This is a genomic window from Arthrobacter sp. Hb9-2, from assembly GCF_059091165.1.
This window is the reverse complement of the sequence record NZ_JBNHGJ010000032.1, coordinates 1-15,011: the sequence shown is the minus strand read 5'-3', so window position 1 is coordinate 15,011 and position 15,011 is coordinate 1. Positions and strand designations below refer to the sequence as shown.

Genomic DNA, 15,011 nt, shown 5'->3' with positions numbered 1-15,011 from the left:
CACTAGACGCGGGCGCCGTCGTCGTTCTCGTCTTTTTCCTGCGGAAGCTTCATGATCAGGTAGACCGTTCCCAGGACAAACACGGCCACGATGCCCACGATCGCGAGCATCGGTGCAGAGCGCCAGAACATGGCTGACAGCAGCAGGGCCACGGGCCCGCCCACCGCGGCCAGCCAGGCCAGCATGGTCAGCGGGTCGGTTCCGGCCAGGCTCGGCGGCTCCTCGGGAATGAATTCGTCGTCGTCCCCGTCCACGTCATAGTCGCGTGGCCCCGCGGCCGCGTTGCCGTTCGCGGCGTCACCGGTGGTGGCGGCCGTCTCCTGCCGCTCGGCGGCGGAAAGCTCGGTGGGGGCGGACCCGGCCAGTCCCAGGGGGTCGAAGTCCCGGAAGGTGGCGGACCTGCCCGCGGGAGCGGGAGTGCCTTCAGGCGCGTCCGGGTCGTCGCCATTGTCTGTGCCGGCAGTACCTGTACCGGCAGGGCCTGCCGGGGAGTCTGCTTCGAGGCGGGCCACGAGGTCAAGCCAGACGGCGTCGTCGTGGTTGGAGCCCTGATCGGGGGAGCCAGAGTCAGGCCTGTTCATGGGAAGCCTCCTGGACGGGCGCAGCTGAAGCGGACGCAGCGCCGGCAGTGGACACCACGCCGCGGATGAAGTCCACGGATCCCGCAAAGATTTGGTCGGCGTCGTTGTCCAGGGTGGCCACGTGGTAGCTGTTTTCCAGCCGGACCAGCTCAAGGGGCGCATGGGTGAGGCCGCGGCGCAGCGCCACGATGCTGGAGTCGGACACCACATGGTCAACCGTGGAGCGGTAGACCTGCACAGGAGCAGTGACCCTGGGCAGGATCCTGATGGTGTCCTTGAACATCTTGTTAAGTTCGTGGGCGGCCGCTACCGGAGTTCGGGGATAGGCGCCTTCATCCATGCCTTCTTTGAGGATGTCGTTCGCGATGGCCGGTGTGCTTTTCATGACGAGCTTCAGGATTCCGGCGAGCGGAGCGCGTGGATCGTCAATCACCAGCCCCGGATTTACCAGGACCACCCCTGCCACCGGACGTGTGGCGGCGATGCGCAGCGCCAGCGCTCCGCCCATGCTGAGGCCGGCGGCAAAGACGTAATCGCACTCCGCGTCCAGCTCCAGGTAGGCGTCATCAAGTGCGGCATGCCACTGCTGCCACGTAGTCCGGGCCAGTTCCTGCCAACTGGTGCCGTGGCCCGGCAGCAGGGGCATGCGCACAGCGAAACCCGCGGCGGTGAAGGCATGGGCCCAGGCGCGCAGGCCGTGGGGGCTGCCGGTGAACCCGTGCGAGAGGACCACGCCGATCCGGGGCCCCTCGCCATTGAATGGACTGCTGTAGGGGCTGTGGTCCGGGCTGGAGGTCATGGGGTCTCCACTGAAGTGTTCTGGCGGGCGTGGGCATGGAAAAAGGCGCTGGATTTCGAAAAGATCTCCGGCGCATCCACGTCCAGCGTAGCCACATGGCCGCTGCTGGCAAGACTGACTACCTCTTCAAGCTGCGTGCCCAGGCGGTTTTTGAGTACTGCCAGCGAGGTGGGCGGGACTACTGCGTCCGTGTGCGACTTGAACACCTGCACGGGAGCTGTGACGCGGGGCAGGCCCCGGGTGGCAGCCCCGAACAGTTTCTTCAGTTCGTGCACGGCGGAGAGCGGTGTGCGCGAATAGTCGCCGTCTTCGGTGACAACAGCTGTGGGCTGCTCTTCCTGGATGGGGAGGGTGGTCTTCTGGAAATACTTCAGCACGCCAATGACGCGTACCCGGCGGTCGTAGAAGCTCAGGCCGGGGTTCACCACCGAGACTCCTGCCACAGGGTGCCTGGAAGCAGTCAGCAGTGCGATGGCTCCGCCCATGGACAACCCGGCGACAAAACACGTATCCGTCCGCTCCGATAGCTCCAGGTAGGCGCTTTCGAAGCTGTTGTACCACTCGCTCCAGCGCGTCCGGGCAAGCTGGCGCCAGGTGGTCCCGTGCCCGGGCAGCAGGGGAACGGTGACCGCGTAGCCTTGCGAAGCGAGGTGTTCCGCCCATGGCAGCACACTCAGGGGGCTGCCGGTGAAGCCGTGGCAGATCGCCACTCCGATGCGGGCGTTGGCTCCGTGGCCGGGATAGCTGAAAGCGGCAGGACGGGACGGGGTGCTGCTTTCGCTCATGACTCCATCGTGTCACTGTTCCCGGCAAATCTCACTAGAGTAGGGTTGCATTGAACTGCTGGCCAGGCCCGACGCGGGGCCTGAGGGCTGCCTTCCGGAGGGGTTTCGCACGTGTTCTATTGGGTGATGAAAAGGATCTTCCTGGGTCCGGTGCTGAAGCTGCTTTTCCGCCCGTGGGTGAAGGGCCTGGATAATATTCCGGCGGAAGGCGCGGCGATTATCGCCTCCAACCACCTCTCGTTTTCCGACTCGATTTTTATGCCCTTGATGGTCCGCCGTCCGGTGGTGTTCCTGGCCAAGTCCGAGTACTTCACGGGCACGGGAATCAAGGGCAGGCTGACGGCCCTGTTCTTCAGGCTCACCAACCAGTTGCCCATGGACCGGTCCGGCGGTGCCGCGTCGGAGGCGTCGCTGAGTGCCGGAATGGACGTCCTCACGCATGGCGGGCTGCTGGGCATCTACCCGGAGGGGACGCGCAGCCCCGATTCGCGCCTCTACCGGGGAAAGGTGGGCGTTGCCAGGCTCGCTCTCAAGGCCGGAGTCCCGGTGGTTCCGGTGGCGATGATCGGTACGGACAAAGTGCAGCCCATCGGCAAGCGTCTGCCGAACATCCGCAGGATCGGCATGATCTTCGGCGAACCGCTGGACTTCAGCAGGTACCACGACCAGGCAGAGGACCGCCTGGTCCAAAGGCAGGTCACGGACGAAATCATGTTCGAGCTGATGCGGCTCTCCGGGCAGGAATACGTCGATGAATACGCGGCCGTGGTGAAGCTCCGGCTCGCGGGCAAGCCCGTTGACCCTGCTGCGGCAGCGGAACCCCTTGCCACCCCCGTGCCTCTTGACGGCACCCATGCCGGCCCGGATGCAGATGCCCCACATGCCGGTGCCGGGCACCTTGCCCCCGACCCCGGAAAGCAGCAGGACGACGGCGGGGCTGCCGCCACCGCGTAGCCCACTGGCTCCCACCTGCCAGTCTTCCGGGCCCGGCTGATGTCTGTGACGCCAAGGCCTGGATGCGTGACGCTGTGGTGTTCCGTGTGCCTGCGCGACCGTTAGTCTTAGAGGGTGACTGAGCTATCTGCAAAACCTGCCTTTTCGCTGTCCAGCACCGCCCAGAGCGGAGCGGCCAATTATCCCGGACTCGATAACTGGCGGGACCTGCCCATTTCCCAGCAGCCCAGCTGGCAGGACAGGGACGTATTCGATGCCTCGGTAAAGGAACTCTCCGTCCTTCCTCCGTTGGTCTTCGCCGGCGAGGTGGATGTCCTCCGCGAGCGCCTGGCTGCTGCTGCCCAGGGCAAGGCGTTCCTGCTGCAGGGCGGCGACTGTGCTGAAACCTTCGAAGCAGCCACGGCGGACAAGATCAGCGCCCGCGTTAAGACCATCCTCCAGATGGCAGTGGTCCTGACCTACGGCGCCGCGATGCCCGTCATCAAAATGGGCAGGATGGCAGGCCAGTTCGCCAAGCCCCGCTCATCCAACGATGAAACCCGTGACGGCGTGACACTGCCGGCGTACCGCGGCGACATCGTGAACGGCTACGAGTTTACGCCCGAATCCCGCGGCCACGACGCCGCACGCATGCTCCGTGCCTACCACACGTCCGCCTCCACGCTGAACCTCATCCGCGCCTTCACCCAGGGCGGATTCGCGGACCTGCGCTCGGTACACCAGTGGAACAAGGGCTTCACCGAGAACCCGGCCCACGCCCGCTACGAGTCCCTGGCGCGGGACATCGACCGGGCCATCATGTTCATGGAGTCCTGCGGTGCGGATTTCGAGGCGCTCAAGCGCGTTGAGTTCTTCGCCAGCCACGAGGCGCTCCTCCTGGACTATGAACGCGCCCTCACCCGGATCGACTCCCGTACCGGATTCCCGTACGACACCTCAGCGCACTTCCTCTGGATCGGGGAGCGAACCCGCGAGCTGGACCACGCGCACGTCGATTTCCTGTCCCGCGTACGAAACCCCATCGGCGTCAAGCTGGGCCCGTCCACCACCGGTGACGATGCCCTCCGCCTGATCGACAGGCTGGATCCGGAGCGCGAGCCCGGCAGGCTGACCTTCATCACCCGCATGGGTGCCGCCAACATCCGCGAGAAGCTGCCCGCCGTCGTCGAAAAGGTCACCGCCTCAGGCGCGCAGGTCCTCTGGGTCACCGACCCCATGCATGGCAACACCGTGACGTCCCCGAACGGGTACAAGACCCGGAACTTCGACGACGTCATCGACGAAGTGCGCGGCTTCTTCGAGGTGCACCACGCCCTGGGCACTGTTCCCGGCGGACTGCACGTGGAAATGACGGGCGACGACGTCGCCGAGTGCCTCGGCGGAGCTGATCCGATTGACCAGGAAGCCTTCCTGGACCGCTACGAGTCAGTCTGCGACCCCCGGCTGAACCACATGCAGTCGCTGGAAATGGCCTTCCTGGTGGCAGGGGCACTCGCCAAGCACTGAGCTGTTCCAAGCACTGATGTCCGGCCGCACCTGCGGGTGTCAGGTGTGGGCGGGCTGGTCCCGCCTACACCACGGTCAGTGTGATGACCGATCCTTCAGGTACTTCTGTATCAACAGGGTCCTGGTCGCGGACTGTGCCGAAGAAGCCGCCCAGGATGTTGTTCACCTGCACCCGGAAGCCCAAGGCCTCAAGGGCCCGCTTCGCCTCCGTTGCCTGCTTGCCGATGTAGCTGGGTACCTCCACCATCCTGGGCCCCTTCGAGATGGTCAGGGTCACCGTTGCGCCGCGGGTGAGGGTCCCGTTGGCCGGGGACTGGCTGACCACGGCGCCCTCGGGGATGTTCCGGTCGAACACTTCTTCGCGCGCGACGTCAGCCTCCAGCCCGGCCGCTTCGATGGCGTCCCTTGCGTCAGCCTCATCCTGGCCCACTACATCGGGCACCGGGATCGGTTCGGGGCCCTTCGAGACCACCAGGTTGACGGGCGTTCCTCGCCGGGCAGGAGTATCGGCTGCCGGATCCTGCGACAGGACAACGCCCGCGGCTGCAGCTTCATCAAACTGCTCGGTAACAGTCCCAAGCGCCATCCCGGCGGCGTTGAGGCCGATCTTGGCTTCCTCGAGCGTGCCGCCCGTCAGCCCGGGCAGCGGGAAAAGCTGCGGACCCTTTGAGACAAACACCGAGACCGGCTGGAACTTCCGGATCTCCGAGCCGGCCGGCGGTTCAGTGCCCACCACCAGCCCGTTGGGAACGTCCTCGTCGAAAACATCCCTGGTGGTGGACCGGAACCCTGCCTGGTTAAGGAGCTCCTGGGCCTGTGCCACCGTCTTGTTTGCCACTGCAGGGATGGCCGCGGCCGAGCCGGGACCCATGCCGAAGAACCAGCCGGCACCTGTGGCCAGCAGCGCGGCGATGACCAGGACCACCACCCACAAGACGCCACGGCGGCGCGGGCTCCCTTCGCGGAGGTTCCTTGCCGGAGTGGCTGCAGCGCGGGCCCGGGCCTTCTCCTCCTCCTTGTCGGCCTTGCGCTGCGCCCGCTTGCTCATAGGTGCCGGCGCCGCGGCGGCCCACGGGGCATCGTCGTCCTTGTCGGGTGGAGTGAGAAGGTGCCGATGAGTGGACTCAGCGTTATGCGCCGCCCGGCCGGGAGCCTGACCTGCCGGCGGCTGCAGCGGCTGGTACGGCGGCGCCGCGGGCCGGCCAAACGGCATAACGCTTGTTGGATTATTTGTGCGGGATATGACTTCGGTCCGGTTCTGGTTTCCGGCGGGGCCGCTCGTGTCCAGGGCCGCGGGAGGCTGCACGTCCAGTTCCCGATCGCTGAGGTTGGTTCTGATGTGGCGCAGTTCCTGGAGCAGCGCGTTCCCGTCGATGGGGCGGTTCTCCGGATCGTTTGCCGTACACCACTGCACCAGCTCGTCCACCTCCGCCGCCAGGCCCGGCACCAGGGCCGAAGGAGGCCCGACTGCTCCATTGACGTGCTGGTAAGCCACCTGGATCGGGACCTCACCGGTGAACGGCTGTTGGCCGGTCAGCATCTCGTACAGCATGATGCCCACGGAGTACACGTCGCTCCGGGCGTCCGCGGATCTACCAAGGACGAGTTCGGGGGAGAGGTAGGCAACGGTTCCCAGCAGGGCGCCCGTACTGGTGGAGGTGGTGACTGCACGGGCCAGCCCGAAGTCGCCGATCTTGATTCTGCCGTCATCGGCTATCAGGACGTTCTCGGGTTTTACGTCCCGGTGGATGAACCCGGCCGCGTGGGCGGCGCCGAGGCCTTCCACTACGGGATCTATCAGCGCCAAGGCAAGCCGGGGCGGAAGCGCACCCTTGTCCCTGATAACGTCCCGCAGCGTATGGCCTTTGATGTACTCCATGACCAGGTACGCGGTACGGGCGTCAGTGCCCTGGTCCAGCACTCCCACTACGTGGGGGTGGGACAGCCGGGCGGCAGCCTTGGCCTCGCGGCCCAGCCGGTCAAGGAAACTCTCATCGGCGGACAGGTGGGGGTGCAGCACCTTCAGCGCCACGTCCCGCTCCAACCGCTGGTCCGTCGCCACGTAGACAGTGGACATGCCGCCGCGCGCCAGCCTGGACCTGACGGCGTACCGGTTGTCCACCAGGGTTCCTACCAGGGGGTCTGACACGTGTTCCTGCACCCTACGATCGTAATCCAGCAATGAAACGGGTCCGAACCTATACCGGTCCGGACCCGTGCCGACTTCTCCCCGCCGCTCCCGATGCCGGGAAGCGGACCGCTGTGCTAGCCGAAGTTCTTCTGGTGTGCCTTGATGGCCGCGACGTAAGCCTTGGTGTCGTCGTACATGCCGTACTTGCTCACAGAATACTGGCCCTGGTAATAGCCGGCGATGGCTGTGTCCCGGTCCTTGCTGGTGGCGAGGAGCTGGCGGATGATCGCCACCCCGGCCGTCGCATTGTCATAGGGATCAAGGAGGTTCAGCTTCCGTCCCACCAGGTCCGATGCCCACTGGCCCGAGCTGGGGATGACCTGCATGGTCCCGATGGCGTTGGCGGGGGATACCGCGCGCTGGTCGAAGCCGGACTCCTGGTGGGCGAAGGCGAGGGCGAGCGAAGGCTCCACGCCCATGGCGCGCGCGGTGTCAGCAACGATGCCGCGCATCTGCTCCCGGGAGGGGACGGGCGAAGCGTTCAGGAGGGCCTTGTTTTCGTTTGCGGAGCTCACCACGGCTGCCGGGTAGCTGAAGCCAAGGAAGGAACTGGGCACCAGCGGCGTGACGGAGGCAGCGGGCTGCGGGGCCTGCTGGCCGGCACCGGGGATGGCCAGCTTGTTGCCCGGGTAGATCACGGTGCCCATGTTCATGCGGTTGGCGGAGAGGAGCTCCGAAAGCTTGACACCGTGGCGCGAAGCGATGGCGGAAAGCGTGTCGCCTGCTTTAACCGTGTACGAGCCGGAAGCCGGGGCAGGGGCGGAGGAGTTTGCCAGGGCCGGAGCAGGTGCTGCGGGGGCAGGAGCCGGGGCGGCCGGGGCTGCAGCGGCATCACCACCGCCGACTTTGACTTTCTGCCCGGGGTAAATGATGGAACGCATGTTGAGGTTGTTCCAGGCGAAGACGTCCGCCAGGCTCACCTTGTGCTTTGCAGCAATGGCACCGAGCGTGTCGCCAGGCTTCACGGTGTAGGTGGCACCGCCAGCGGCAGTGGAGGGGGCGGCGGGAGCAGCTGCAGGAGCGGGGGCTGCGGGCGCGGCGGCCGAACCTGACAGCTTGATCTTCTGTCCCGGGTAAATGATGGTGTTCGCCTGCAGGTTGTTAAGCTTCAGGATTTCGCCCGTGTTCAGACCGAACCTGCCCGCAATGGCACTGATGGTGTCGCCCCGGGCGATCGTGTATTCAGCCGGTGCGGCCGGCTGCGCCGGCTTGAAGGCCGTGGGGATGGTAGTGGAGACGGACGAGGCCGGGATGACAGCCGCCGACGCCTGTGCTGCCGCCTGTGCTTTCATCGCCGCAGCCAACGTGGCAGGGACGGCCCGGGCGGGCTGCTCCGCGGCGGCGGGCTGGGCGAGGGCCAAGGATGACAATACGACCGCTGGCAGCGCTGCCGTGGTGGCAGCGATCATAGGCAGACTCGGCTTGGGGGGCTGCTTGGGCGAGCGGGACATCGTCATGGAAAGAATCCTCTTCTCAACTGCGGGCGCGGGCGGGGATGCCGCTGTGATTCCGATACTACTGTTACTCGTGTTATTGCTGTTACGAATGTGATCTATGTGAATCTCTCACGAATTTGCAGTTAGCACAAGAAATCACGCATTTCCTGCAAGAAGTAATTCGTGGAGTGTCCGCAGGTCAGCGCCGCTCCGGGAAATTTCCCGACTAGGCGCGGCGGTACGCCCCATGGCAACCTTGATTGGTGAGTAATGTAGAAAACCTTGTGGGCGAATGGTTGCCCTTGCCCGACGTCGCCCGTTTATTGGATGTTTCCATCACCAGAGTCCACAGTTTGCTGGATGAACATGCTCTGGCTGCTTTGCGGGTGGGAGAGCGGAATATCCGGTCGGTTCCGGCTGAATTCATTCAGGACGGCCAGGTGGTGGATAGCCTTAAAGGCACCATTGTTGTGCTGGCAGACGCCGGCTATTCGGACGAGGACCTCATCGTGTGGCTTTTCACGCCTGACGAATCACTGCGTGGACGGCCCATTGACGCCCTGCGGGAGGGCCGCAAAACGGAAATCAGGCGCAGGGCGCAGACCCTGGCCTGGTAGCTGTCCGGCTTTGCCTCCTGCTTTGTCCGCCTTCAGGAGGCGCGGCTGACAGTTGCTTCAGCCAGCCTCCGCAGGGCGGTTTTCGGCAGTTCATGCAGTGGAAGCGCCTCGAGGGCGTCGAATGCTGCTGCGCCGAATTCATTGATCAGGACTTCGGTGGCCTGCAAGGCTCCCGACTCTTCGATGATCCGGCGGATCTCAAGAATGTCGTCATCGGAGAGGTCGGGGCTGCCCAGCCTGGCGTCGATAAAGGCAGATTCGGCTGCCGACGCCTGGTCCAGAGCCAGCGCCACCAACACAGTCCGCTTTCCTTCGCGCAGGTCGTCGCCGGCGGGCTTGCCCGTGGTAAGTGGGTCGCCGAAGACGCCCAGCACGTCGTCCCGAAGCTGGAAGGCCTCGCCAAGGGGCAAAGCGAATGCCGAGTAGCCGCGGAGCAGTTCGTTCGAGGCTCCCGCCAGTGCTCCGCCGAGCGCCAGCGGATGCTCTGTTGAATACTTGGCCGACTTGAACCTGATGATCGACTGCGCCCTGCTGACGGCACCTGCGCGGTCCCGCACCGGGCCCGCAACTTCCTCCAGGATGTCCAGGTACTGGCCGGCCATCACCTCTGCCCGCATGAGGTTGAAGATCAGCCGGGCGCGGCTGCCGGCTGCGGCGTTCTCGCCAATATCCGTGAACGCCTCCTCGCTGAACGAGAGGCACAGGTCTCCAGCCAGGATTGCAGCAGCCTGCCCGAACCGCTCACTGTCCAGGGCCCAGCCGTGGGTCCCGTGGAGTTCGCTGAAGCGGCGGTGGACGCTGGGTCCGCCCCGCCTGGTGTCGGAGCGGTCAATGATGTCGTCATGGATCAACGCGGCAGCCTGGAACAATTCCAGCGCCGCTCCGGCCGTTACTACCTGCCGGGCCGCCGGCTCGCCGCCGGCGCCTCGCCAACCCCAATAGCACATTAGCGCCCGCAGGCGCTTTCCGCCGGTCACCAGGTTGGAGATGGAGCCCATGATGGGTTCGATGTCCGGTGAGATGGCGGACATAATGGACTGCCGGGAGGTGAGAAAGTCAGTCAGTTCACCTGCCACTGCCGCTACAAAGGCGGCCTGTTCATTCCTTAGCTGCTCAGCTGCCGTCACTTGGCTGACTCAGATGCCACGTTGGCGCCGATGGTGAAGGTGACAACACCGGCCGCTTCCACGGCGGAGAGATTGACGGTCTCATTGTCTCCCCGAACAAAGTCCTTCGAAGCTACCGCCCCCACGGCCTCGCCCGGGACTGCCTTGAACCCGCGGGCCTCCAGCTCCTTTGTGTAGAAATCCAGGACGGCAGCAGCGGGCGAGGTGACGGTGGCCACCAGGGCGGCGGTCGCTGGAGTCGACGCCTTGTCAAAGCTGCTGGACACCACGCTCGCGCCCGGCATGAGCGGCAGGAGCTGCTGGGGGAATCCTTCGACGACGGCGCCGACTGTGGCGGACGTGTTGGGCGCGGCGGACGGGCTGGGCGAGGCTGTCATGGTGGACTGAGCGGTTTCCGGCGCAGAAGCGGAGGCGGCGGGATCCGATGTTCCTGAGGGCGTTGGGCTGCAGGCAGCGAGGGCCAATGCTGCCCCGGCAGCGAAAGCCGCCCAGGCTGCTGGCTTAAGGTTTCCAATGACCGTCACAGGGACTTTCCTCCTGGTGTAGATGCCGGATTCAGCCTCCAGTTTAGTCAGTACAAAGCGATAGGATTGCAGCCGTGGGACCTGTGAGGACGAACGAGCCGGCCGGAGCAGGTCTCCAGCGCCGCCGGCGCAACTGCATTATGCACGTGGACATGGACGCCTTTTTCGTCTCCGTGGAACTCCGCACGCGGCCCGAACTGCGGGGCAAACCCGTCATTGTTGGCTATCCGGCGGAGCGCTCGGTTGTTTTGTCCGCGTCCTACGAAGCCAGGGCGTTCGGCGTTAAGTCCGCCATGCCTATGGCAGTGGCTATGCGCATGTGCCCACAGGCAGTGATTATCGAGCCCCGGCACAAGGTGTACTACGAAGTTTCTGCCGAGCTGATGGCGATCTTCGGCTCCGTCACCGAACTCGTCGAGCCGCTCAGTGTGGACGAAGCGTTCCTGGATGTCGGCGGTGCCATTCGTAGGCTGGGTCCGCCCCGAAGCATTGGTGAGCTCATCCGGAGCCGGGTAGCCGCGGATCTGGGCATCACCGCCTCCGTGGGAATTGCTGAGACAAAGTTTGTGGCAAAAATCGCATCCACCCGCTGCAAACCGGACGGCCTGCTCCTGATCGGGCCGGACGAAACAGTTCCCTATCTCCACAGCCTGCCGGTCGGGGCCCTCTGGGGCGTGGGCGCGAAAACCACGGACGTCCTGGCGAGGATGGGCATCAAAACTGTGGCGGACCTGGCAGCCACGCCGGTCTCCTCGCTCAAGAAGATGCTGGGCGCCACCGGAATCCACGTACACCAGCTCGCGTGGGGGATAGACCCGCGCCCCGTGACACCTGTCCGTCTTGAGAAGAGCATCGGGGCTGAGGAAACCTTCGCAGAGGACACCGCCGACGACGCCCTCCTCCACCGCGAGCTGCTGCGGCTTTCGCACCGTACTGCAGAGCGGCTGCGAAGTTCCGGAATGGTGGCCCGAACCATTGCCCTGAAGCTGCGCTTCGCCGACTTTTCCACCATCACGCGCAGCCGGACCGTCCAGACGCCCGTGGACAGTGCGCAGCTCATTTATGGAGTGGCGCTTCAGCTCCTGGACTCCGTGGCGAGGCCAATGGCTGTCAGGCTGGTAGGAGTGCGGGCCGAGCAGCTTGAAGAAGCAGCGCGGACCTCGCTCCAGCTGAGTATCGACCGCAGGGATGACAACTGGCGGGCTGCTGAGCAGGCCGTGGACCAGGTAGCACGCAAATTCGGTGGTAATCCGGTCCTTCCGGCCCGGCTTCTGGAGCCGGGCAGCGGCTCGGGATAAACGCGGCAAATAAGCGGCCGGAAGCGCGTCGGGAAAGTCATTGCCGTCTTTCAGAACCGCCCTGAACAAACTATCCTTATAGATACGAAGTTTTTGAGTGACGGACTTACTGCCGGACTCTCTTGGACATGCTCCCGCTCCGGCGTCTGCGTGCCAGGTTAGCGTTTTCGCCACAGCCGGCGGAGGCGGGAACCACTAAGGCATGCCGGACGTTATCCGAGCAGAAGTAGTGGCTGGGATCAGCCCGGACGTTGGCCTACAAAAGGAGGTCGTGATGCCGCTGTCGGAGCACGAACAGAAGCTGCTTGAGCAGCTGGAGAAGCAGCTTCACGAGGATGACCCAAAGTTCGCGAATTCCATGGGGTCGGACCCCGGGCGCTCGTGGTCAACGAGACACGTCGTGATCGGCGTCCTTTGTGCGCTGGCAGGTGTCTTCCTCTTACTGGTGGGCGTCACCCTTCAAAATATTTTTGTTGGTGTCCTGGGCTTCGTTGTGATGGGCGGCGGCGTCTACTTCGCCACGATGCGCAGCAGCTCGTCCGGCGCAAAGGGTGCCAAGACCGGCACGGGCAAAGCCGGCAAACAGCGGAGCTCGTTCATGAGCAGCCTGGAGGAACGCTGGGACGAGAGGCGCCGGGGCGAGCCCTAGCGTTAAGGAGCGCCCCTCATTCGGGGCGCCCCCCGATACCCCACTTCGCTCCCCTCGATGGGGGAGCGCGCCAAAAGACCCGCTTCGGCGGGTCTTTTCGCGTTTAACGGTGCTCCCAACCGGCAGCGGCCAATCGCGGCGATGCATTTGGGTGCCGCTCAGGCGGCTAGCGGTCTGGCCGCGGTCAAAAGTCCTCCACTTCCCACCACCACCGCAATTCCGCGCGATTTAGCGGCTGAATTCCCAATAATTGCGCCTCCACGCACCCTTTTCGCGTTGACTGTGGTGGAAAGTGGAGTAATGTGGAGGACATAAGAGGGTGGTTGCAACATAGGGGATGTGCAGTTCCTGACATCGGACAGGCGGTGGGCCAGTGTTTCTGGGCACGCATTCGCCACGTCTGGATGAAAAGGGCCGGATCATTCTCCCCGCGAAGTTCCGGGAGGAACTTGCCAGCGGACTGGTTCTCACCAGGGGCCAGGAACGATGCATCTACGTCTTCAGCGAGAAGGAATTTGCCCGGGTTCACGAGCAAATGCGGGAGGCGCCAATCTCCTCAAAACAGGCGCGGGACTATATCCGCGTCTTTCTCTCTGGAGCCTCTGACGAGGTACCTGACAAGCAGGGGCGCGTGACCATTCCACCGGCGCTCCGGGAGTACGCAGGGCTCGGGAGGGAACTGGCCGTTATTGGCGCCGGAACCCGCGCCGAGATCTGGGACGCCCAGGCCTGGGATGAGTACCTCGCGGAGAAGGAGACCGCCTTCTCCGAAACCGATGACCCCATTCCGGGCATTGTCTGACCGGAACAGGGCAGCGGGCAGCTTTCTTGGTTGAGATCTCCAGCCGGCCCATCGGCAGGCCAACCTGGCTCACTTCCCCGGAGCCAGGCGGGCAGGACGATAGGCGCGGATGGGGATCTGGGCCAAGAACCCACCAGGTGACAACGACGGCGAGAGAGGACGAGGCATGAACGATCAACCGAAGCCCACGTCCGAACGCCATGTGCCGGTCCTACGGGACCGGTGCATCAATTTGTTGGCTCCCGGTTTTGAAGCCGCCAGGAGCCGCGGTGAAACACCGGTGGCCATCGATGCCACGCTGGGAATGGGCGGCCACTCCGAGGCCATGCTGCAGCGCTTTCCGGACCTGCACCTGATCGGCATCGATCGGGATGAAGAAGCCCTTGCCCTCGCGGGGGAGCGGCTGGCGCCCTTTGAGGCACGGACCGACCTGGTGCACGCCGTCTACGACGAAATCCAGGAAGTCATGGCCGACCTCGGCGTCGCCGAAGTGCACGGAATACTGATGGACCTGGGCGTTTCCTCGCTCCAGCTGGACGAGCGCGAACGCGGCTTTGCGTACTCGTTCGACGCCCCGTTGGACATGCGAATGGACACCAGCCGGGGCCAGACTGCAGCCGACGTCGTGAACAACTACAGCGAAGAGGAACTCGTCCGGATCATCCGGAAGTGGGGCGAAGAAAAGTTCGCCGGGCGGATTGCGAACAAGATCGTGGCCTCCCGGGCCGTCAAACCTTTCACCACAACGGGTGAACTGGTGGAACAGATCCGCGCCGTCGTTCCCGCTGGCGCGGCCAAGTCCGGCGGCCATCCCGCCAAAAGAACCTTCCAGGCCCTTCGGATCGAGGTCAATGAGGAACTCGACGTTTTGGAACGCGCCGTTCCCGCGGCCGTGGATTCGACAGCACTGGGCGGCCGCATTGTGGTCATGTCCTATCACTCGCTGGAGGACAAGATCGTCAAGGGCGTCTTCCAGGCCCGCTCCAAATCCTCTGCTCCACTCGGTTTCCCCGTAGAGCTGGAAGAACATAAACCGGAACTGAAGACCCTGACCAAAGGCACCGAGGTGCCAACCGCCGTCGAAATCGCCGAAAACCCCCGCGCCGCTTCAGCAAGGCTGCGTGCGGTGGAACGTATCCGAACCAGGAGAGCTTAATGAGCACAGCTGCCGTCAAGAACTTTCCCGTCGTTTCCGGTTCGGCCGCCAAGCAGCTTCCTGCGGGTTCGCCGGCCGGGCCGCGACGGAGCCGCACCCCCCTCTCCGTAGTCCGGACCGTTCCCCGCAAGCGCCGCGCCCCCTTCGTGGTGCTGTGCTTCGCCATGCTTGCCGTCGCCCTGATCGCCGTTCTTGTCCTGAACATTTCGGTGTCCACGGCGCAGTACCAGCTGGTGGAACTGCGCGCCAAGCAGAGCACGCTGACCAAGCAGAACCAGGATCTCACCCAGCAGGTCCAGAACTTTGAAGCACCCCAAAACCTTGCCGCTCAAGCAACGAAACTGGGTATGGTGCCTTCCACCGTGAAGGGCCAGATTGACCTGTCCACCCTGTCCGTCACCGGCAAAGCAACTCCCGCCGTCAAGGACGGCGCTGCCGGGGCCGTTATCCCGGCGCCCGCTGTCGCCGGGCAGCTGACAGTGGTTCCGCCGGCAACCAAACGCGACCCCCTGGAAGCACGGAAGCCTGTGGAGGACACGCCCGCAGCGGCCCCCTCCGGCACTGCCCGTGACGCAGCCACCGGCAA

At 64.6% G+C, this 15,011-nt stretch carries 15 protein-coding genes; 8 read left to right on the top strand and 7 right to left on the bottom strand.

All coding sequences use genetic code 11. From position 1 onward, the window contains the following. Positions 1 to 2: 2 nt before the first annotated feature. From AC5RV1_RS16600 to AC5RV1_RS16590, 3 genes are read right to left on the bottom strand one after another with little or no spacing between them, the layout of a single operon-like run. Positions 3 to 581: a hypothetical protein gene (locus tag AC5RV1_RS16600; protein WP_493948796.1), complete on the bottom strand. Its 579-nt coding sequence runs from the start codon at positions 579 to 581 to the stop codon at positions 3 to 5. Further along, positions 568 to 1,380, bottom strand: a complete 813-nt coding sequence (locus tag AC5RV1_RS16595; protein WP_493995314.1) for an alpha/beta hydrolase — start codon at positions 1,378 to 1,380, stop codon at positions 568 to 570. Before AC5RV1_RS16595 ends, AC5RV1_RS16600 begins: the two co-directional genes overlap by 14 nt. Next, the gene (locus AC5RV1_RS16590) at positions 1,377 to 2,165 is read right to left on the bottom strand and encodes an alpha/beta hydrolase (protein WP_493995313.1); all 789 of its coding nucleotides are present in this window, start codon (positions 2,163 to 2,165) and stop codon (positions 1,377 to 1,379) included. The genes AC5RV1_RS16595 and AC5RV1_RS16590 overlap by 4 nt, the downstream gene beginning before the upstream one ends. A gap of 111 nt (positions 2,166 to 2,276) precedes the next feature. On the opposite strand from AC5RV1_RS16590, the gene AC5RV1_RS16585 reads away from it, so the two are divergent. Next, positions 2,277 to 3,119, top strand: coding sequence for a lysophospholipid acyltransferase family protein (locus AC5RV1_RS16585; RefSeq protein WP_493995312.1), 843 nt, complete (start codon positions 2,277 to 2,279; stop codon positions 3,117 to 3,119). A gap of 114 nt (positions 3,120 to 3,233) precedes the next feature. Further along, the gene (locus AC5RV1_RS16580; protein ID WP_493948792.1) at positions 3,234 to 4,625 is read left to right on the top strand and encodes a class II 3-deoxy-7-phosphoheptulonate synthase; all 1,392 of its coding nucleotides are present in this window, start codon (positions 3,234 to 3,236) and stop codon (positions 4,623 to 4,625) included. A gap of 64 nt (positions 4,626 to 4,689) precedes the next feature. On the opposite strand, the gene pknB is transcribed toward AC5RV1_RS16580, so the two are convergent. Both pknB and AC5RV1_RS16570 read right to left on the bottom strand, forming a co-directional pair. Further along, on the bottom strand, positions 4,690 to 6,786 hold the full coding sequence (gene pknB, locus AC5RV1_RS16575) for a Stk1 family PASTA domain-containing Ser/Thr kinase (RefSeq protein ID WP_493995311.1): 2,097 nt from the start codon (positions 6,784 to 6,786) through the stop codon (positions 4,690 to 4,692). Between the two features lie 104 nt (positions 6,787 to 6,890). Next, a complete protein-coding gene (locus AC5RV1_RS16570; protein ID WP_493995310.1) occupies positions 6,891 to 8,273 on the bottom strand; it encodes a lytic transglycosylase in 1,383 nt (460 codons plus the stop codon). Between the two features lie 242 nt (positions 8,274 to 8,515). Here AC5RV1_RS16570 and AC5RV1_RS16565 point away from each other — a divergent pair, with 242 nt between their 5' ends. After that, complete coding sequence (locus tag AC5RV1_RS16565; RefSeq protein WP_205484251.1) at positions 8,516 to 8,869, top strand: Rv2175c family DNA-binding protein; 354 nt, start codon at positions 8,516 to 8,518, stop codon at positions 8,867 to 8,869. Between the two features lie 32 nt (positions 8,870 to 8,901). Here the strand turns inward: AC5RV1_RS16565 and AC5RV1_RS16560 are convergent, their stop codons facing one another. Next, a complete protein-coding gene (locus AC5RV1_RS16560) occupies positions 8,902 to 9,996 on the bottom strand; it encodes a polyprenyl synthetase family protein (protein ID WP_493995309.1) in 1,095 nt (364 codons plus the stop codon). Beyond that, the gene (locus tag AC5RV1_RS16555) at positions 9,993 to 10,520 is read right to left on the bottom strand and encodes a hypothetical protein (protein ID WP_493948788.1); all 528 of its coding nucleotides are present in this window, start codon (positions 10,518 to 10,520) and stop codon (positions 9,993 to 9,995) included. The genes AC5RV1_RS16560 and AC5RV1_RS16555 overlap by 4 nt, the downstream gene beginning before the upstream one ends. A 74-nt stretch (positions 10,521 to 10,594) precedes the next feature. Between AC5RV1_RS16555 and dinB the strand changes: the two genes are divergently transcribed. From dinB to ftsL, 5 genes are all read left to right on the top strand, one after another. After that, positions 10,595 to 11,818: a DNA polymerase IV gene (gene dinB, locus AC5RV1_RS16550; protein WP_493995308.1), complete on the top strand. Its 1,224-nt coding sequence runs from the start codon at positions 10,595 to 10,597 to the stop codon at positions 11,816 to 11,818. A 274-nt stretch (positions 11,819 to 12,092) separates the two neighbouring features. Then, positions 12,093 to 12,467, top strand: coding sequence for an SCO2097 family morphological protein (locus AC5RV1_RS16545; protein ID WP_493948786.1), 375 nt, complete (start codon positions 12,093 to 12,095; stop codon positions 12,465 to 12,467). 373 nt (positions 12,468 to 12,840) lie between these two features. Next, complete coding sequence (mraZ, locus tag AC5RV1_RS16540; RefSeq protein WP_493995307.1) at positions 12,841 to 13,269, top strand: division/cell wall cluster transcriptional repressor MraZ; 429 nt, start codon at positions 12,841 to 12,843, stop codon at positions 13,267 to 13,269. 166 nt (positions 13,270 to 13,435) lie between these two features. Beyond that, complete coding sequence (rsmH, locus tag AC5RV1_RS16535) at positions 13,436 to 14,425, top strand: 16S rRNA (cytosine(1402)-N(4))-methyltransferase RsmH (protein WP_493948784.1); 990 nt, start codon at positions 13,436 to 13,438, stop codon at positions 14,423 to 14,425. Then, positions 14,425 to 15,011, top strand: a 587-nt coding sequence (gene ftsL / locus AC5RV1_RS16530; RefSeq protein WP_493995306.1) for a cell division protein FtsL, incomplete at its 3' end; no start/stop codon positions are given. The genes rsmH and ftsL, both read left to right, overlap by 1 nt.

Bases quoted from the DNA above. Each gene is read 5' to 3' on its own strand.
- AC5RV1_RS16600 (WP_493948796.1), bottom strand. From the start codon at position 581: ATGAACAGGCCTGACTCTGGCTCCCCCGATCAGGGCTCCAACCACGAC.
- AC5RV1_RS16595 (WP_493995314.1), bottom strand. From the start codon at position 1,380: ATGACCTCCAGCCCGGACCACAGCCCCTACAGCAGTCCATTCAATGGC.
- AC5RV1_RS16590 (WP_493995313.1), bottom strand. From the start codon at position 2,165: ATGAGCGAAAGCAGCACCCCGTCCCGTCCTGCCGCTTTCAGCTATCCC.
- AC5RV1_RS16570 (WP_493995310.1), bottom strand. From the start codon at position 8,273: ATGACGATGTCCCGCTCGCCCAAGCAGCCCCCCAAGCCGAGTCTGCCT.
- AC5RV1_RS16545 (WP_493948786.1), top strand. From the start codon at position 12,093: ATGCCGCTGTCGGAGCACGAACAGAAGCTGCTTGAGCAGCTGGAGAAG.
- rsmH (WP_493948784.1), top strand. From the start codon at position 13,436: ATGAACGATCAACCGAAGCCCACGTCCGAACGCCATGTGCCGGTCCTA.